The 17,655-nt window shown below is 59.2% G+C and carries 17 protein-coding genes; 10 read left to right on the top strand and 7 right to left on the bottom strand.

Going from position 1 to position 17,655, the window contains the following annotated elements; translation table 11 throughout:
* Positions 1–514 precede the first annotated feature (514 nt).
* The 5 genes from M2416_RS00515 to M2416_RS00495 form a co-directional block, all read right to left on the bottom strand.
* Positions 515–1,993, bottom strand: coding sequence for an EAL domain-containing protein (locus tag M2416_RS00515; RefSeq protein WP_259222846.1), 1,479 nt, complete (start codon positions 1,991–1,993; stop codon positions 515–517).
* Between the two features lie 382 nt (positions 1,994–2,375).
* A complete protein-coding gene (locus M2416_RS00510) occupies positions 2,376–2,690 on the bottom strand; it encodes a PTS sugar transporter subunit IIB (RefSeq protein ID WP_041145210.1) in 315 nt (104 codons plus the stop codon).
* A 153-nt stretch (positions 2,691–2,843) separates the two neighbouring features.
* Positions 2,844–3,041 carry a hypothetical protein gene (locus M2416_RS00505; protein ID WP_041145211.1) on the bottom strand — a complete coding sequence of 66 codons (198 nt, stop codon included), beginning with the start codon at positions 3,039–3,041 and terminating at the stop codon, positions 2,844–2,846.
* A gap of 151 nt (positions 3,042–3,192) precedes the next feature.
* Complete coding sequence (locus M2416_RS00500) at positions 3,193–3,480, bottom strand: hypothetical protein (protein ID WP_115193009.1); 288 nt, start codon at positions 3,478–3,480, stop codon at positions 3,193–3,195.
* 174 nt (positions 3,481–3,654) lie between these two features.
* Positions 3,655–4,560: an SDR family oxidoreductase gene (locus M2416_RS00495; protein ID WP_076945403.1), complete on the bottom strand. Its 906-nt coding sequence runs from the start codon at positions 4,558–4,560 to the stop codon at positions 3,655–3,657.
* A gap of 97 nt (positions 4,561–4,657) precedes the next feature.
* Here M2416_RS00495 and M2416_RS00490 point away from each other — a divergent pair, with 97 nt between their 5' ends.
* The gene (locus tag M2416_RS00490; protein WP_259221558.1) at positions 4,658–5,500 is read left to right on the top strand and encodes a helix-turn-helix transcriptional regulator; all 843 of its coding nucleotides are present in this window, start codon (positions 4,658–4,660) and stop codon (positions 5,498–5,500) included.
* On the opposite strand, the gene M2416_RS00485 is transcribed toward M2416_RS00490, so the two are convergent.
* On the bottom strand, positions 5,466–7,808 hold the full coding sequence (locus M2416_RS00485; RefSeq protein WP_259221557.1) for a helix-turn-helix domain-containing protein: 2,343 nt from the start codon (positions 7,806–7,808) through the stop codon (positions 5,466–5,468). The genes M2416_RS00490 and M2416_RS00485 overlap by 35 nt on opposite strands.
* A gap of 173 nt (positions 7,809–7,981) precedes the next feature.
* Between M2416_RS00485 and M2416_RS00480 the strand changes: the two genes are divergently transcribed.
* Complete coding sequence (locus M2416_RS00480; protein WP_259221556.1) at positions 7,982–9,151, top strand: M20 aminoacylase family protein; 1,170 nt, start codon at positions 7,982–7,984, stop codon at positions 9,149–9,151.
* A 25-nt stretch (positions 9,152–9,176) separates the two neighbouring features.
* Entirely contained in the window at positions 9,177–10,568 is a 1,392-nt protein-coding gene (locus M2416_RS00475) for an MFS transporter (protein ID WP_041145217.1), read from the top strand.
* Here the strand turns inward: M2416_RS00475 and pspF are convergent.
* Positions 10,559–11,548, bottom strand: coding sequence for a phage shock protein operon transcriptional activator (gene pspF / locus M2416_RS00470; protein WP_175636942.1), 990 nt, complete (start codon positions 11,546–11,548; stop codon positions 10,559–10,561). The two genes, M2416_RS00475 and pspF, sit on opposite strands and share 10 nt — an antisense overlap.
* Before the next feature lie 152 nt (positions 11,549–11,700).
* On the opposite strand from pspF, the gene pspA reads away from it, so the two are divergent.
* The 7 genes from pspA to tyrR all read left to right on the top strand — a co-directional run bounded on the left by pspA (position 11,701) and on the right by tyrR (position 17,623).
* Complete coding sequence (gene pspA, locus M2416_RS00465; RefSeq protein WP_041147594.1) at positions 11,701–12,366, top strand: phage shock protein PspA; 666 nt, start codon at positions 11,701–11,703, stop codon at positions 12,364–12,366.
* A gap of 128 nt (positions 12,367–12,494) precedes the next feature.
* Positions 12,495–12,719, top strand: a complete 225-nt coding sequence (gene pspB, locus M2416_RS00460) for an envelope stress response membrane protein PspB (protein ID WP_041145218.1) — start codon at positions 12,495–12,497, stop codon at positions 12,717–12,719.
* Complete coding sequence (pspC, locus tag M2416_RS00455) at positions 12,719–13,078, top strand: envelope stress response membrane protein PspC (protein ID WP_259221547.1); 360 nt, start codon at positions 12,719–12,721, stop codon at positions 13,076–13,078. Before pspB ends, pspC begins: the two co-directional genes overlap by 1 nt.
* 18 nt (positions 13,079–13,096) lie before the next feature.
* Positions 13,097–13,315 (top strand): phage shock protein PspD, encoded by a 219-nt coding sequence (pspD, locus tag M2416_RS00450; RefSeq protein WP_041145220.1) that lies wholly within the window; start codon positions 13,097–13,099, stop codon positions 13,313–13,315.
* Between the two features lie 121 nt (positions 13,316–13,436).
* Complete coding sequence (locus M2416_RS00445; protein WP_132510733.1) at positions 13,437–14,834, top strand: YcjX family GTP-binding protein; 1,398 nt, start codon at positions 13,437–13,439, stop codon at positions 14,832–14,834.
* The gene (locus M2416_RS00440) at positions 14,831–15,892 is read left to right on the top strand and encodes a YcjF family protein (RefSeq protein WP_076945408.1); all 1,062 of its coding nucleotides are present in this window, start codon (positions 14,831–14,833) and stop codon (positions 15,890–15,892) included. The genes M2416_RS00445 and M2416_RS00440 overlap by 4 nt, the downstream gene beginning before the upstream one ends.
* Before the next feature lie 189 nt (positions 15,893–16,081).
* Positions 16,082–17,623: a transcriptional regulator TyrR gene (tyrR, locus tag M2416_RS00435; RefSeq protein WP_076945409.1), complete on the top strand. Its 1,542-nt coding sequence runs from the start codon at positions 16,082–16,084 to the stop codon at positions 17,621–17,623.
* Positions 17,624–17,655 lie beyond the last annotated feature (32 nt).

Raw genomic sequence — 17,655 nt, 5'->3', positions numbered from 1 at the left:
TTAATATTCAATGACATTTCTCATCCCCTTTATCGTCCTGAGACGTCGTTAGCCGCGGTGCCTGGCGGTGAACCGCTCAACGCTCTGGCCCGATCCTGACCGCGCCGGGTTTCACCTTGAGTATATCCCGTAAACCACCCAGGCATTCTCATTCCGGGGCAGGACGACGATAAAAAAGGGTTCCGCATCAGCAGCAAAGCGCCCGGCAGGCGGAGGTGCGCCTGGCCAGGTAAGGCGTTCGGATTCATCTTTCGCTCTGTTGCGGGCCAGCTACGGGTCAAAAGGCAGAGGGCTGGCGTATTTTTGGACACATTCAGATTCTTTTAAATTTTCATGCACGGCACGGCGGGTCATCCGTTCTGGTTGCGCCAGCGGCAAATGCCGCAAAATATAAGGCGCTTGAGTTTGGGTGCGCCGGGCGCAGCCTTGTCTGGTGAGACATGGTATCTTTTTCTGGCTAACTTCTCCAGTTAGCAACGACTTAGGGCTTTGATCACCGGCCGCTGGCGGGATGTTATGGCGGCGGATCGCTGGCGGCTAAGAGATATTTCTTCAGCTCGCCGGCGCTCATGGGTTTGGCGTAATACCATCCCTGAACGTTGGCCTGCGGAATTCGCTGTTCAAGAAAGCGTTTCTGATGCGCTTTCTCTACGCCCTCAAAGATAACCTGACTGTGCATATTGCTCAGCAGCGTGATGATGTTATTGAGCAGGGCGGAATTAATTGAGTCCGTACCAATTGACTCCGTAATGGTGCGGTCGACTTTTATTTTATCCACCGCCAGTTTTGATAACCAGTCGAGGTTGGAATAACCGGTACCAAAGTCGTCAAGCGCAATCTGATAGCCTGCCGCACGGAAGCGGGCTATTTTCTCACCGAGGCTGGCAAGGTTTGCCGTCTGCCTCTCGGTTAACTCGAGGGCGATCAGCCGCGGCGGAATATGAAACTTGTTGCTGACGGTATCGAGATGGTCTTTAAAGGCTTTAGAGAACAGGTCGGAGGAATTGACGTTAATACTCAGGTATATTTTGTGGTTATTTATAATGTCATGCAGCTCATTAATTGATTTTCTGACAACGTAGTGGCTGATTTGGTTAATCACCCCGCGCTTCTCCGCCAGGGGAATAAAGACGTCCGGGGGAATAATGCCCAGCTCATTATCTTTCCAGCGTATTAGCGCTTCAACGCCCACCGTTTCTCCGCGATCCAGCGAGACGATCGGCTGATAGACGATGCTGAACCGATCGTTACGCAGCGCGTACTGAAGTCGGGTGAGGATCGAGCTTTTTTTGCGAATGTAAAGGTTGATGCTGATCGAGAGCAGGACGCCAATCAGCGTCGAGAGCATGAGCGCGGCGGCCTTTATTGTCCACGGAATATCTTTAATCCCGTGCAGGGACATGCCGGAGACTACGCAAAGGTCGTACTCCCTGCTGCAGGCTTTGGATAAGGCGTATTTTTTATAACGCTCGCCGCCGTGCTCGGTGTCATACACCGCAGCGGTCTCATTGCCGATAAAAAAGATATGCTGGCTGTGATCGTAGTTACCCACGATTGCGCTGACGTTTCTGTTTTCCGGGTCAGAGGTGAAGCGATTGAAGATGAACGGAGAAACGGTGATGGCGAGGTTGCCTTTGGCATAGATGCTGGCTTTGAATTCCTGATTTATCGCTTTATCGAGATACCACGTTCCGCCGCGATAGATAATATCGGCAGGCGTGTGGGTAATATTTTCTGCCGGCGAGAAGGTTCCCCACAGCGCCGAACAACGCATGCTTTTGCCGTCGATATAGGCAATATCTTTCAGCAGCGATTTAGACCATAAAAGCGCCCGGATGCTGCTGAGATAATCTGCTGAACAGGGCCGGCTTGGCGATATTCGACCCGCGTCAGCATAAACTTCATCGATTTGTTTTATGACTAAAATAGTTCTGGTTAATATGGTTTTAGAATATTGTTCGGTTTTATTTTTATCGAAAGTATAAAGCGCCATTTTTGCGCAAAGATAGCCAATAAATAAACAAGAGAGAGTGCACATAATGGCGATCTTTTTTTCTTTTATGCTCATTTTTCCACCGTGCGATGTTGTGCCAGGTTCCCTGAAATATGCGGCAGGCGCTATGAGTATAATTGCCAACGGCGGTGAAAGGCACCTCCCTTTTTATCAGGGGCGAACGGCGGGTTGCCGAGGTGCTGCGCTGTCGGGTTGTATGAAGAGCCGGTGACCAACGAGCTCCTACCCCAGATAAGGCTGGCGAGCAGGGAAGGCGCGAGGTTATGCTGAAGGCACAAAGCGTGGTGTGATGCTAAATCGGTGCGGATCGCATATCCACTGTCAATCCGCACGGCGTCGCGTATATAAGGCTACGGCGATATTAGAAAAGTGATTGCGGCATATGGGCGATGGCAAACTTCAGCACCTTTTCGCCATCGAAAGATGCATAAGGTAAGCTCTCGATAACGGCAATCTCCTGATGATGGTTCAGCGCGTGGGTGAATTCATTTATTTTATATTGAATGTGAGGCGCGACCAGCACGCAGTCATACGCGGGGGCCACGCTCGGGTAGTTCTCAATACCCACGGCGCTAATTAACAGATCCAGATCCTGCGCATCGGCTATTTTTTGCATTCTTTTCGCTAAAATACCGGCGGTTTCACCAAACAAGCAACATATCAGTAACTTTTTCACGGTTTAACCCTCTATGAAGTCCCGTGTTTACCTTATTACGCTGTTGGCGGTGAAAATGCGTTAGCCATCAATTTTTTGGCTAACGCTTATTCTCTTTTGTGGATCCCGCAGGCTGCGCCGCACGGAGGCTAAAAATGGCGCAGGTTGGCTCATTCAGGAAGCGACTTTCTTACGTGAGACCACGAAACGATCGTCGTTACGGGTGAGTTTGGTTCCGTTGGTGCAATATTCCATAGCAAAGTTAAAAAACGCATCAGAGTCGAGCTCAAAATCAAGCTCGATCTTAATGGGTTCACCGGACTTCAGGAGCGCTTCTGCTTGCTCTAAACTGCTGGCTTTAATGATTCCCACAACTGCACCTCGTCTTAGCTTTGGTGGCGTCCGAGCCCTGTTATACACCCTTAAGCTTACAAACATACGACAATCGCCTTTTTTATTTGTCTTTTTTTTAGGCGATTTTCGCCGGCAGGCGCGAGGTCAGAACGGGGTAAAAAGAGTGGGGTTAGTCCAGCGGCAGCAGCCGATTATAGCGTCCGATATAGTCTTTAGGGGTGATTTCTAACTCGGCGCCGTCGTGATGAACGGCGACAAAAGTGCGCAGCACCAGTCCGCTTCTTTTCTCAGTAATTTCCCAGCCCTGCTGGAGATAGGCGTCGCGGGTTGAGCGAATACACAGATCGGAAAAGATCATCATCACGGAGAGCGCCGGCGAGCGATGGCTTTTCATCGTATGGGTTAAGCTGACATGCGCTGCATAGCGACTAAGAGTATGAATGTTAACCGGAATCATGTGCGTTTTCAGTCCATTGAAAGATGATAGCGCAGATGATAATTCACATTCGCACATCTTACCAGTTACAAATCTTTAACCGCACCGGTCAGGCCTGAGGGAGTGCGCGCTCCGGCGGCCGGGAGAGGCCTCGGAGCGCGGTAAAACGGGAAGATGACGGTAGCTCGTCCGCGCTTATCGTGACGTTGTCACGCCTAGGTAGTCCATATTATTCAAATCCTCGAGCAGCGTTGGGCCCTGCGGCTGCCAGTCGAGCTGCTGGCGGGTCAGGGCGGAAGTGGCGCGTAAATCCATATTGGCAAAGGCGGCAAACCAGCCGAAATGCGCCACAGATTGTTCGGCGCTTAACGATTTAAGCGGAATGCCGAGCTTTTCTGCCACCACGTTGGCAATCAGCCTTGAGGGCACCGCTTCCTCGTCAACGGCATGATAGCGCCGACCTTTCTCACCTCGTTCCAGCACCCGCAGATACAGCCGGGCCACATCGTTGATATGCCCGGCCGACCAGCAGTTATTGCCCTCGCCGACGATCGCCGCGACCCCTTTTTCGGCGGCCTGCTGAATATAGTACGTCAGCAGCCCCTGGCGGACGGTGTCATGAACCTGAGGCAGGCGCACCACCCGCACGTCCACGCCGGCGTCCAGCAGCTGGTTGCCGGCGAGTTCTGAGGCCACGCGCGGGTTTGGGTGGGCGGGATTGAAGTTTAACTCGCTCGCCGGCTCTCCGTCGTCGGCGTCGCCCATGGCGGTGCCTGAAGTGATAATCAGGGGGCAACGCCGTCCCGCCAGCGCGTTACCGATGGCGAGAATAACCCGGCGGTCTTTTTCGCAGTTGGCGACAAAGCGGCTGAAATCATGATCGAAGGCGGTGTGGATCACCGCATCGGCAGCGCTAACCGCCGCCAGCAGCGTTTCGGGCTCGTCCAGCGTGCCGGGCTGCACTTCAGCGCCGGCGGCCTTCAGGGCAGCGGCGCTGGCGTCAGAGCGCGCGAGGCCGATGACCTGATGCCCGGCGGCCTGCAGTTCCTTGAGAATACGTGAGCCGATAAAACCGGTCGCGCCGGTGAGAAAAATGCGCATGATCTACCTCCAGAATGAGTATCCAGGCTATGGTAGTCTTAACGCGATACTATAAAAGTAGAGACATTATCAGGGTATAAAAACTAACAGGCTAATGATGACCAACTCCTCAACCCATGCACTTGGTGAATTTTTGCGGGCACGACGGTTACGCCTTGATCCGACCGCGTTTGGCTTTCAGGCCGGCCGACGGCGCACGCCCGGGCTGCGGCGGGAAGAGGTCGCCCAGCTCGCCAGTATCAGCCCGACCTGGTACACCTGGCTGGAGCAGGGGCGCGGCGGCGCGCCCTCCCGGGAGGTGCTTAGCCGCATTGCCGGCGGGCTAAGGCTGACGACGCCGGAGCGCGACCATCTGTTTATCCTGGCGTTCGGGCATTTGCCGGAGTCCCGACTCATCGTCAGCGACGATATCACTCCGCGCCTGCAGCGCGTGCTTGATGTCCTTCAGGTGCCAGCGATTATCAAAACGGCGACCTGGGACGTTATTGCGTGGAACCACGCTGCGGCCTGCATTCTGACCGACTACGGGCAGCTGCCGCTGGCCGAGCGTAACATTCTGCGCCGGCTGTTCACCAACCCCCAGGCCCGCGGCGCGCTGGAGGAGTGGCATGCCGTCGCCCGGCTTATCGTCAGCGCCTTTCGCGCCGACGTCGCGCGGGTGGGCGCTTCTCCAGACACCGATCGGCTGATTGCCGAACTTTCCCGCCAGAGCCCGGAGTTTGACGCCTACTGGCGAAGTAACGATGTCGCCGGGCACGGGGAAGGGTTTAAGCGCATGCACCACCCGCAGATAGGGATGATTGAGCTGGAATTCTCGACCTTTAGCGTCGAGGGGCGCGCGGATCTGAACATGATGGTGTTCAATCCGGCCAGCGAAGAGAGCCGGATTAAAATCGCCGCCCGGGTCAGGGAGCAGAGGCCGCAGGCGGAAACCCGCTAGGCTCTTCGTTCAGCGGCGAAAATTCATACAGCACCAGGGCGTTGCTTTGCAGAGAATCAACGCGATGCCAGCCCGACTGCGGGCTCTCCTCGGCGACGCTCAGCGCCGGGCGCGCCTGGTGCATCAGCCAACCGTAGTCTTCATCATCCGGTCCGCTGCGGCTGCGAAACGCTTCAAACAGCGGAAACAGCGCCCCGTGATGCTGGTCGAACAGATGTTGTTTAATCCGCCAGCGCCCGGTCAGGCCAAGCAGCTGAATGCTGTAGGGCTGGCTGAAGCGCTGGGTAAAGGTCTCTTCGCTGGAGAGCCAGGGGTTGAACACGACCGTATTGCGCAGCAGCAGCTGATAGTGCCCGTTATGGCGCAGCAGCAGCAGGTTTCTATCCGCCATCAGCACTTCGCCGCGCAGGCGCCGCCACAGCCACAGAACCCAGTACACCGGACGCGGCAGACCGTGAAGGTAGTGCAGGGCCAGGCTGGAGGTATCCAGCCTGCCGTTGGCGCGCGCCTCTCCCTGCAGGCCTGAATTGAGCCAGAATCCCGCCAGCCATACCCGATCGGCCAGCCCCAGCAGATTATCCATCAGCAGCGCGCCGCGAAAGAAGCGGCCGTTGGTGTCGCGGGTGTTGCCGGTTAGCGTATTCCACGACAGCAGCCACAGGGGGAGTGCGAGCTGGTGCTGGCGCAGGGCGGCCTGGATCTGCCGCAGTTTGTGCACCGGATAGCTCTCGCTGGAGGCCAGCCTGCTGCTATCCAGCTGCGCCAGATCCAGCAGCTCGTTGGCGTCGGCCTGGCAGGCGAGAAAATCGGCTTCGGTGAGGATCGGCGAAGCAAGAAAAGGATCGTCGCTTATCGCCTCTTCGCTAAAGCGGTGCCAGACGCCCAGCTGCGGCTGCGGCAGTAAAGCCTGCAGCGTTTCACGCTGCTGACGCCACGCGTGCAGGCGCGCCTCTTCGCTGGCCTGGGGCGACCAGTGCCAGACAAAGCGCCAGCTGGCGAGCGTGGCGGGGGAGAAATGGTTTGCGGCGAGGCGTAAGAAGCGCTGGAGCAGGTCGCAGCGGGTGGTCAGTCCGGTATGTAAAATCACTCCCCAGCCCATTTTTGCCAGCCAGCTGAAAATTCGCTGCAGATTATACCAGCAGGCGTAGCCCGCCATCTGCGGGTCGTCCCAGCCGGTGCCGAACAGCCGGCTGCTGAGAAAAGGGTCGTTAATATCGATGGCGTAAATCGGTAGGCTGCCGTGCAGCTGCTCGAGCTCGCGGCGCACGTCCTCGCGCAGTAAATCGTCGAGCTCGCGAACGGTGACGACCATCCGGGTATGGCGCAGCGGCGCCGTGCGCTCGGGAAACTGGCGGAGATCAATCTGGCGCGTCTGCTGGGGATTGAGCTGCAGCGGCGGGCTGTCCCAGCCTTTTATCTCCGGCTCGTTTAGCCGGGCGTAGAGCCGCTCGACGGCCACCGGCTGCCAGTCGTCGCCGGCCCCGGCGCGCGGGCGGGCTGTATCCACCGTCGGCTGCGGGCGCTGCTGGCGATACTGTCGCGGCGTTAGGCCGTGCTGGCGTTTAAACAGATCGCTCATCATACGGGTGCTGGCAAAACCGTGCTCCTGAGCGACCTGCTGCACCGTTTTACGGGTGCTGATAAGCTGCTCGGCGGCTTTGTTCAGGCGCAGCGCGGTGATGTACTGCACAAAGCTCATGCCGACCTCTTTGTGAAACAGACGCGACAGCCAGGCTTCGGAGACAAACTCGGCGGCGGCGACCTCGTGCAGCGATAGCCGTTGCCGGTAGCTGGCCTCTATGCGCGCGACGACCCGGGCAATCCGCCGGCTCCAGTTCTCCGTCCCGCGCCTCGTGCCGGCGGCGATCGGCTGCGTAAAGCGGGTGGCCAGCAGCAGAACGATTTCGCTCAGCCAGCGATTGGCCTCGAGGCGATAGCGGGGCTGGTGGTTCACCAGCTCAATCACCAGCAGCTGGCGCATCAGGCGGCGCAGGCTATCGTCGGCGTCGCGGGTGTCGGGGGAAGTTTGGTAGTCGAAGGTAAAAAAATCACCGTCGAGGCGCGTCAGCCAGCTGCCGGAGAGCGTCAGAACCATCACCGCGTTGGGCTCGCGGCTGCTCAGACGCCAGGGGCGGTTGCGGTTCACTATTTTCAGCCGATCGACATCCAGCAGCTGATGCTCCTCACCGTCATGCAGGCTGACGCTGCCCTGCAGCGTCCACAGCAGCGTCAGCGCGTCGCTCTCCGGCTGGCTGAGCTGACGAATATCGCGAACCGCGACGCTAAAGTCGCCTGAATGATGTTCCACCGTCGCCTCCTGGCAAAGACAAAAAACAGCGTGTTATTTTTTGTCATAACCGATTTATATGAAAAACACTTCTCAATATCTCGTCAATATAAAACAAAAAACGGCGTATTAAAGCCGGTCCGGCAGCATAAACTCGAAAGTGTCGCGCAAACACCACAACAGGAATAATAAAAATGACACATCCCCTTATTGAAGCACTACAGGTTAATGAAGCGCAGTTTATTGCCCTCCGTCGTCGCTTTCACCAGCAGCCGGAAATTGGTTTTGAAGAGCATAAAACCAGCGATGAGGTCGCCCGGCTGCTTGGCCAGTGGGGCTATGAGGTGCACCGCGGCCTGGCCGGGACCGGCGTGGTCGGTACGCTAAAAGTCGGCAACGGCGAGCGCCGCCTTGGCCTGCGGGCGGATATGGACGCGCTGCCGATGCAGGAGGCCAGCGGGAAAGCGTGGGCCAGCCAGGTCGACGGCCGCTTTCATGGCTGCGGGCATGACGGGCACACCACCACCTTACTCTACGCCGCCGAGTATCTGGCGCGCACCCGTCGGTTCAACGGCACGCTGCACCTGATTTTCCAGCCGGCGGAGGAGCTGCTGTACGGCGGTCGGGTCATGGTTGAGGACGGGCTGTTCGATAAGTTTCCCTGCGACACCATTTTTGGCCTGCACAACATGCCGGGGCAAACGCTGGGGAAAATCGGCCTGCGCGACGGCGCGATGATGGCCTCTTCTGACACGCTGCATATCGAGGTAAAAGGCGTTGGCGGCCACGGCGCGGTGCCGGAGCATACCGTCGATGCGACGCTGGTGGCCTGCCACATCACGCTGGCGCTGCAGTCCATCGTGTCGCGCAACATCACGCCGTTTGAGCCGGCGGTGGTGACCGTCGGCAGCATTCAGGCCGGGCATGCGCCGAATATTATCAACGACAAAGTGCTGATGAAGCTGACGGTACGCACGCTGAATGAAGAGGTGCGTGAAACCGTGCTGCAGCGGATCCACGATATTGCCGTCGCGCAGGCGGAAAGCTTCAATGCCACCGCCACGCTGATCCACGTCAACGGCAGTCCGGTGCTCAGAAACGATCCTGCCGCCAACGACAGAGTGCGCGCGGTGGCGACGTCGCTGTTCGGCGCCGGGCTGGTCGGGGAGGTGAAGCCGTTTATGGGCAGCGAGGATTTTGCCTTTATGCTCGAGCACAATCCGCACGGCTGCTACTTCACCATCGGCGCCGGGGATGAAGCGGAACGCTGCATGGTGCATAACCCCGGCTACGACTTCAACGACGAGATCCTCCTCAAGGGCGCGGCGCTGTGGTGCGGCCTGACGGAAGACTATCTGCGTTAACCACCTGCGACGGGAGATCCCAATTATGAGTTCCGTATCTTTGAGCGCCACGTCGTTCGTCGGTACCGATCGCCTGCTGGCGGGTATCGTACTCAGCGTGCTGACGTTCTGGCTGTTTGCCCAGTCGGTGATTAACGTCGTTCCGGCGATGAAAAGCAGTCTCGACATTTCCCTCGAAACCCTGACCCTCGCGGTCAGCCTCAGCGCCCTGTTCAGCGGCTGTTTCGTAGTAGCCAGCGGCGGGCTGGCGGATAAGTTTGGCCGCATGCGCATGACCCATCTGGGCCTGGGGCTGAGTATTGTCGGCAGCGCGCTGCTGGTGGTGGCCCAGGGCCCGGGGCTGTTTCTGACGGGCCGCGTGCTGCAGGGGCTATCGGCGGCCTGCATCATGCCGGCGACCCTGGCGCTGATCAAAACCTGGTACGAAGGCAAGGCGCGCCAGCGGGCGGTGAGCTTCTGGGTGATTGGATCCTGGGGCGGCAGCGGCCTGTGTTCATTCGTCGGCGGCGCGATTGCCACCGGTCTTGGCTGGCGCTGGATTTTCGTCTTTTCCATCGTCGTGGCGCTGGCGGCTCTGCTGCTGCTCCGCGGTACGCCGGAAAGCCGCAGCCAAAGCGCGGAGCGGCAGAAGCTGGATGTCAGCGGCCTGTTAACGCTGATTGTCTCGCTGGTGCTGCTGAATTTGTTTATCAGCAAAGGGCATAGCTGGGGCTGGAGCAGCGGGCTGTCGCTGGCGCTGCTGGCCGGTTCGCTGCTCTCGGGCGGCTATTTTATCCTCAGCGGACGGCGCAAGGGCGACGCGGCGCTGATCGATTTTGCGCTGTTTCGCAATCGCGCCTACGGGGCGGCGGTGCTGTCGAACTTTATGCTCAACGGCGCTATCGGCACCATGATGATTACCAGCATCTGGCTACAGAAGGGCCACAACATGACCCCGCTGGAGACCGGAATGATGACGCTGGGCTATCTGGTCACCGTGCTGGTCATGATTCGCGTCGGGGAGAAGCTGCTGCAGCGCTATGGCGCGCGGCTGCCGATGATGACCGGCCCTATTTTCACCGCCGTTGGGATCCTGCTTATCTCCTGCACCTTTCTCGATAAATCGCTCTATATCGTGACCGTCTTTTTTAGCAACGTGCTGTTTGGCCTCGGGCTGGGCTGCTACGCGACGCCGTCGACGGACACCGCGGTGGTTAATGCGCCGGAGAACAAAGTCGGGGTGGCCTCCGGTATTTACAAAATGGGCAGCTCGCTGGGCGGCGCGATGGGGATAGCCGTGACGGCGTCACTTTTCGCGCTATTTCTGCCCCTCGGCATGGCCAGCGCCGCGCAGTACGCGCTGTGGTTCAACGCGGCGCTGTGCCTGGGCTCGACGGCGGTCAGCGCGCTGATGCTGCCGAGAACGGTTCAGAGCTGATGCTTTTTGAGCAGCGCCCGCAGCTGGTGGTAGGTGAGTCCTAGCAGATCCGCCGCCTGCTTCTGATTGTACTTTGCCTGCAGCAGGCTGGACTGCAGCAGGCTTTTTTCCTGCTCTTGCTGAAAAGCGCGCAGATCCAGCGGCAGCACGGGGCCGTCCGGGGTTTGCTCGACGACGGCTGGCAGAGGCTGCTGCGGCTGAAAGGGATTGATAATAATGTTATCCAGCTCGCTGTCGCTGGTGCCGTGGCGATACACCGAGCGCTCCACCACGTTTTTCAGCTCGCGGATATTGCCCGGCCAGCGGTAGCCCAGCAGCGTTGCGGTCGCCCGCTCGCTAAAGCCGGGGAACAGCGGCAGCCCCAGCTCGCGGCACATCTGAATGGCGAACTGGTTTGCCAGCAGCATAATGTCGCTCTGCCTTTGGCGCAGCGGCGGCAGCTGCACCACGTCGAAGGCCAGGCGGTCGAGGAGATCGGCGCGGAAATGGCCGCTTTCCACCATCTGCGGCAGATCGGCGTTGGTGGCGCACACCAGCCGCACGTTGACCTGCAGCGGCTGGCTGCCGCCCACGCGCTCCAGCTCCCCGTACTCAATGACCCGCAGCAGCTTTTCCTGTACCAGCATCGGGGCGGTTGCCAGCTCATCAAGAAAGAGGGTCCCGCCGTCGGCGCGTTCAAAGCGTCCCGGATGGCGCTTGCTGGCGCCGGTAAAGGCACCGGCTTCGTGGCCAAATAGCTCGGAATCCAGCAGGTTCTCATTCAGCGCGGCGCAGTTGAGGGAGATAAACGGCCCCTGCCAGCGGGATGAGAGAAAGTGCAGACGGTTAGCGATAAGCTCTTTACCCGTCCCGCGTTCGCCAATCACCAGCACCGGCTTATCCAGCGGCGCCAGCCGTGAGACCTGCTCCAGCACCTCAAGAAAGCTGTTGGCTTCGCCGAGCAGGTTGTCCTTGTATTCCGCCATGATGAAATTCGCCATTTAGTCGTGTGATTCACCAGGTTACTTTAGCAACCCGCTGCGCATATAACAACCATGCCTTTTAAAATCAATAAGATAAAAAACTGGCACGCTATTTGTATTAGTCTCTGCACAGGCCGTTGCCTGATAACAGAACTATGAGGATTGAAATTATGGGTATTTTTTCTCGTTTTGCCGACATCGTGAACGCCAACATTAACTCTCTGCTGGAGAAAGCGGAGGACCCGCAGAAGCTGGTTCGCCTGATGATCCAGGAGATGGAGGATACGCTGGTTGAAGTCCGCTCGACTTCGGCACGCGCGCTGGCGGAAAAGAAACAGCTGAGCCGCCGCATTGAGCAGGCGCTCGCGCAGCAGGCCGAATGGCAGGAAAAAGCAGAGCTGGCGTTGCGCAAAGATAAAGACGATCTCGCCCGCGCCGCGCTGATGGAAAAACAGAAGCTCACCGACCTTATCGGCAGCCTGGAAAATGAGGCGCAGCTGGTTGATGAAACCCTGGCGCGGATGAAAAAAGAGATCGGCGAGCTGGAGAACAAGCTTAGCGAGACGCGCGCTCGTCAGCAGGCTCTGACCCTGCGTCACCAGGCGGCCAGCTCGTCCCGCGACGTGCGTCGTCAGCTGGACAGCGGTAAAATTGATGAAGCGATGGCGCGTTTTGAATCCTTCGAGCGCCGCATCGATCAGATGGAAGCGGAAGCGGAAAGCCACGGCTTCGGCAAGCAAAAATCGCTGGACCAGCAGTTTGCTGACCTGAAAGCCGACGACGAAATCAGCGAACAGCTGGCGGCGTTGAAAAGCAAAATGAATCAAAATAACTGATGACATTCGCAAAATCCTTCAGGCCGCGCTACCGGTTGAAAGACCGGGGCAGGCGATGCCGCCAGCCTGAAGGATCAAGCGTCGCGGCGCCGTGACGCGCCGCCGCTCACTCACTGTAAGGAGTACACATGAGTACGCTTTTTATTGCCATACCCCTGACGTTATTTGTGCTGTTCGTTTTGCCGGTGTGGCTCTGGCTGCACTACAACAATCGTTCTGCCAGCGGCAGCCTGTCGCAGAATGAACAGCAGCGCCTGCTGCAACTGACCGATGACGCGAAGCGCATGCGCGAACGGATTCAGACGCTGGAAGACATTCTTGATGCCGAGCATCCAAACTGGAGGGACAAATAATGGCCGGACTCGATTTGAGTAAAAAACTGTGGCGAATTCCCCAGCGCGGTATGGTGAAGGGCGTTTGCGCCGGGATCGCGCACTATCTTGACGTGCCGGTGAAGCTGGTGCGTTTGATAACCGTCCTGGCGATGATTTTTGGTCTCTTTTTCTTTGTGGTGGTGGCATACATTATCCTGACGTTCGCCCTCGATCCGATAGCGGAAAGCGAGCTGAACGGCGAGAAAGTGCCGGCCAGCGGCGAGCTGCTCGCCGAGGCGGATCGCGAGCTGGCGGCCAGCGAACGACGCCTGCGGGAAATGGAGCGCTACGTCACCTCCGACACCTTTACCCTGCGCAGCCGCTTTCGTCAGCTGTAGCTTAACCTGAGGTTACCTATGAACATCAAATGGCAGCAGGCAGGACAGAAAATGAAACCCGGGCTGAAAATCGCCGGCCGGCTGGTGCTGCTGACCGCATTGCGCTATGGCCCGGCGGGCGTTGCCGGCTGGGCAATCAAGTCGGTTGCGCGTCGGCCGGTGAAAATGCTGCTGGCGGTTGCTCTCGAGCCGCTGCTCAGCCGCCTGGCAAATCGCTTAACTCGCAACATGAAGTAGCGGGCGGGGATCGTCGTGCCGCACTTTATAACTTCTCGGCTTATCCCCACCTAATGGCTTATGATTAAAGCACTTTCTTCAAAGCACTAGCCTGAAATATTACGGATAGCATGGGATGGCAATGAAGCGACTTAAAACTGAATTCAATGCGCTGGTCAACCGTGGCGTTGACCGGCACCTGCGTCTGGCCGTTACCGGCCTTAGCCGCAGCGGCAAGACCGCGTTTATCACCGCGCTGGTCAACCAGCTGCTGAACATCCACTCCGGCGCGCGCCTGCCGCTGCTCAGCGCGGTCAGGGAAGAGCGCCTGCTGGGCGTCAAGCGCGTCCCGCAGCGCGACTTCGGCATTCCGCGTTTTACCTATGATGAAGGGCTGGCCCAGCTCTACGGGTCGCCGCCGATGTGGCCGACGCCGACCCGCGGCGTCAGCGAGATCCGTCTGGCGCTGCGCTACCGCTCCGGCGAATCGCTGCTGCGCCACTTCAAGGACACCTCCACGCTGTATCTGGAAATCGTCGACTACCCCGGCGAATGGCTGCTGGATTTACCCATGCTGGCGCAGGACTACCTTGGCTGGTCGCGGCAAATGACCGGGCTGCTGCAGGGCCAGCGCGCGGAGTGGTCGGCGCGCTGGCGCCAGCTGTGCGAAGGGTTGGATCCGCTGGCGCCGGCCGATGAAAACCGGCTGGCGGAGATTGCCGCCGCCTGGACCGACTATCTGCACGCCTGCAAGCGCGAAGGGCTGCACTTTATTCAGCCGGGGCGCTTCGTGCTGCCCGGCGATATGGCCGGCGCGCCGGCGCTGCAGTTCTTCCCCTGGCCGGACGTGGACGCCGTCGGCGAAGCCCGGCTGGCTCAGGCGGACAAGCACACTAACGCCGGGATGCTGCGCGAGCGCTTCAGATATTACTGCGAGAAGGTGGTTAAGGGCTTCTACAAGGACCATTTTCTGCGCTTTGACCGCCAGATTGTGCTGGTGGACTGCCTGCAGCCGCTGAACAGCGGGCCGCAGGCCTTCAACGATATGCGCCTCGCGCTGACCCAGCTGATGCAAAGCTTTCACTACGGCCAGCGGACGCTGTTCCGCCGCCTGTTCTCCCCGGTGATTGATAAGCTGCTGTTTGCGGCGACCAAGGCCGATCACGTGACCGTCGATCAGCATGCCAACATGGTGTCGCTGCTGCAGCAGCTGATTCAGGACGCGTGGCAAAATGCGGCCTTCGAAGGGATTAGCATGGACTGCCTGGGGCTGGCGTCGATTCAGGCCACCCAGGGCGGGCTGATTGCGGTCAACGGCGAGAACATTCCCGCGCTGCGCGGCGATCGGCTCAGCGATGGCCAGCCGCTGACCATCTATCCCGGCGAAGTGCCTGCGCGCCTGCCGGGCCAGGCGTTCTGGCAGCAGCAGGGCTTTCAGTTTGAGAATTTCCGCCCGCGGGTGATGGATGTCGATAAGCCGCTGCCGCATATTCGCCTGGACGCGGCGCTTGAGTTTTTGATTGGAGATAAATTGCGATGAGCGAACCGTTAAAACCACGCGTAGATTTCAACGGACCGCTGCAGGCGGAGCCTGCCGAGGCGCTAAAGTCTGCCCGCGCGTTTGCCGGCGCTGACGCAGAAAAGTTCGCCCCGGCGCGGGTTGACCTGCTGACAGAAGACGAAGAGGGCACGGCGGAAGCGGTGGTAGAGTCGGTTCTGCGGCCGAAGCGCAGCCTGTGGCGGCGGATGGTCAGCGCCGGGCTGGCGATATTTGGCGTCAGCGTGGTGGCGCAGGGCGTGCAGTGGACGATGACCGCATGGCAGACGCAGGACTGGATTGCGCTCGGCGGCTGCGCGGCCGGGGCGCTGATCGTGGGGGCGGGCGTCGGTTCCGTTGCCACCGAATGGCGGCGCCTGTGGCGGCTGCGCCAGCGCGCTCACGAGCGCGACGAGGCCCGCGATCTGATGCACAGCCATGCGGTAGGAAAAGGGCGGGCGTTTTGCGAAAAGCTTGCGCAGCAGGCGGGGCTCGATCAGGCGCACCCGGCTCTCCAGCGCTGGTATGCCGCGATCCACGAAACGCAAAGCGATCGTGAAGTTGTCAGCCTGTATGCACAGCTGGTTCAGCCGGTGCTGGATGCCCAGGCGCGGCGCGAAATCAGCCGCTCGGCGGCGGAATCGACGCTGATGATCGCCGTCAGCCCGCTGGCGCTGGTGGATATGGCGTTTATCGCCTGGCGTAATTTACGCCTGATTAACCGGATTGCCACCCTGTACGGCATCGAGCTGGGCTACTACAGCCGCCTGCGCCTGTTCCGTCTGGTGCTGCTGAATATCGCCTTCGCCGGCGCCAGCGAGCTGGTGCGGGAGGTCGGTATGGACTGGATGTCGCAGGATCTGGCGGCCAGGCTATCGGCCCGCGCGGCGCAGGGCATTGGCGCCGGGCTGCTCACCGCGCGGCTGGGGATCAAAGCGATGGAGCTGTGTCGCCCGCTGCCGTGGATCGCTGACGATAAGCCGCGGCTGGGGGATTTCCGCCGCGAGCTGATCGGCCAGCTGAAAGAGACGCTGCAAAAAAGCAAAGCCCGCCCGGAATAACCTTCTTAGCCGATCTGGCCGTCGCTCCCCGGCGGCCAGCGGCGCATTCTCGCTTTTCTTCGCTCGCCTTTACGCCACAGCGGCCATTTTTCCGCCATACTGTCAATATTTGTTGACAGCTATCTTCACGCCAGCAAATAACTGTCCTATTATTCATCCGTCATTGGCCTTTTTAGGGTGAAAACTCCTATGCGTCTTGAAGTCTTTTGTGAGGACCGTCTTGGTCTGACCCGTGAATTGCTCGATTTGCTGGTGCTGCGAGGGATCGACCTCCGCGGTATCGACATCGACCCTATTGGCCGGATCTACCTCAATTTTGCCGAGCTGGAGTTCGCTAACTTTAGCAGTCTGATGGCGGAAATCCGCCGTATCGCCGGCGTGACCGACGTGCGTACCGTGCCGTGGATGCCGTCTGAGCGTGAGCATCTTGCGCTGTCGGCGCTGCTGGTGGCGATGCCGGAACCGGTGCTCTCGCTGGACACCAAAGGGAAAGTCGAGCTGGCGAACCCGGCCAGCTGCCAGCTGTTTGCGCAAAGCCAGGAGCGGCTGCGCAATCACCCGGTGGCCCAGCTGATTACCGATTTTAACATCCAGCGCTGGCTGGAAAGCAGCCCGCTGGAGTCGCACAGCGAGCATGTGGTGATTGGCGGACAGAACTTTGTTCTGGAGATTACGCCGGTCTACCTTGAAGGCGAGCACGGCGAACGCGTACTCACCGGAGCGGTGGCAATGCTGCGTTCCACCGTACGTATGGGGCGTCAGCTGCAGACCATGACCACCCAGGATACCAGCGCGTTCAGCCAAATTCTCGCCGTCGGCCCGAAAATGCGCCACGTAGTTGAGCAGGCCCGCAAGCTGGCGATGCTCAGCGCGCCGCTGCTGATCGTCGGCGATACCGGTACCGGGAAAGATCTTCTGGCGCACGCCTGCCACCTCGCCAGCCCGCGGGCGAGCAAGCCCTATCTGGCGCTGAACTGCGGTTCTATCCCGGAAGACGCGGTGGAAAGCGAGCTGTTTGGCGATGCTATTCAGGGCAAAAAAGGCTTCTTTGAGCAGGCTAACGGCGGCTCGGTGCTGCTGGATGAGATCGGCGAAATGTCGCCGCGGATGCAAACGAAGCTGCTGCGTTTCCTCAATGACGGCACCTTCCGCCGGGTGGGGGAAGATCACGAGGTTCACGTTGACGTGCGGGTGATTTGCGCCACCCAGAAAAACCTCGTGGAGATGGTGCAGAAGGGTCTGTTCCGCGAAGATCTTTACTACCGCCTCAACGTCCTGACCCTGCATTTACCGCCGCTGCGCGACTGCCCGCAGGATATCATTCCGCTGACCGAGCTGTTCGTCGCCCGGTTTGCCGACGAGCAGGGGATCCCGCGGCCGAAACTTTCCGCCGATCTCAGTACGGTGCTGACCCGCTATAGCTGGCCTGGCAACGTTCGCCAGCTGAAGAACGCGGTTTATCGTGCGCTGACGCAGCTTGATGGCTACGAAATGCGGCCCCAGGATATCCTGCTGCCGGATGGCGACGTCGCTTCGCTGCCGGTAGGCGAAGAGGCGATGGAAGGTTCGCTGGACGATATTACTCGTCGCTTTGAGCGTTCCGTTCTGACCCAGCTTTACCGCAGCTTCCCGAGCACCCGTAAGCTGGCGAAGCGACTGGGGGTTTCCCATACCGCGATTGCCAATAAGCTGCGCGAGTACGGCCTCAGCCAGAAGAAGAGCGAAGAATAGCGTAGCCTCGTTGGCCGGCGGGATTGACCGTC

The organism is Klebsiella sp. BIGb0132, from assembly GCF_024810075.1.
GTDB classification, from domain to species: Bacteria; Pseudomonadota; Gammaproteobacteria; order Enterobacterales; family Enterobacteriaceae; genus Klebsiella; species Klebsiella terrigena.
This window is presented reverse-complemented; position numbering and strand designations above follow the sequence as displayed.

What these genes read in the sequence shown, in the direction of transcription:
- M2416_RS00515 (WP_259222846.1), bottom strand. Translation starts at nt 1,993, where the DNA reads ATGGCGCTTTATACTTTCGATAAAAATAAAACCGAACAATATTCTAAA.
- M2416_RS00500 (WP_115193009.1), bottom strand. Translation starts at nt 3,480, where the DNA reads ATGATTCCGGTTAACATTCATACTCTTAGTCGCTATGCAGCGCATGTC.
- M2416_RS00495 (WP_076945403.1), bottom strand. Translation starts at nt 4,560, where the DNA reads ATGCGCATTTTTCTCACCGGCGCGACCGGTTTTATCGGCTCACGTATT.
- M2416_RS00490 (WP_259221558.1), top strand. Translation starts at nt 4,658, where the DNA reads ATGACCAACTCCTCAACCCATGCACTTGGTGAATTTTTGCGGGCACGA.
- M2416_RS00480 (WP_259221556.1), top strand. Translation starts at nt 7,982, where the DNA reads ATGACACATCCCCTTATTGAAGCACTACAGGTTAATGAAGCGCAGTTT.
- M2416_RS00475 (WP_041145217.1), top strand. Translation starts at nt 9,177, where the DNA reads ATGAGTTCCGTATCTTTGAGCGCCACGTCGTTCGTCGGTACCGATCGC.
- pspF (WP_175636942.1), bottom strand. Translation starts at nt 11,548, where the DNA reads ATGGCGAATTTCATCATGGCGGAATACAAGGACAACCTGCTCGGCGAA.
- pspA (WP_041147594.1), top strand. Translation starts at nt 11,701, where the DNA reads ATGGGTATTTTTTCTCGTTTTGCCGACATCGTGAACGCCAACATTAAC.
- pspB (WP_041145218.1), top strand. Translation starts at nt 12,495, where the DNA reads ATGAGTACGCTTTTTATTGCCATACCCCTGACGTTATTTGTGCTGTTC.
- pspC (WP_259221547.1), top strand. Translation starts at nt 12,719, where the DNA reads ATGGCCGGACTCGATTTGAGTAAAAAACTGTGGCGAATTCCCCAGCGC.
- pspD (WP_041145220.1), top strand. Translation starts at nt 13,097, where the DNA reads ATGAACATCAAATGGCAGCAGGCAGGACAGAAAATGAAACCCGGGCTG.
- M2416_RS00445 (WP_132510733.1), top strand. Translation starts at nt 13,437, where the DNA reads ATGAAGCGACTTAAAACTGAATTCAATGCGCTGGTCAACCGTGGCGTT.
- M2416_RS00440 (WP_076945408.1), top strand. Translation starts at nt 14,831, where the DNA reads ATGAGCGAACCGTTAAAACCACGCGTAGATTTCAACGGACCGCTGCAG.
- tyrR (WP_076945409.1), top strand. Translation starts at nt 16,082, where the DNA reads ATGCGTCTTGAAGTCTTTTGTGAGGACCGTCTTGGTCTGACCCGTGAA.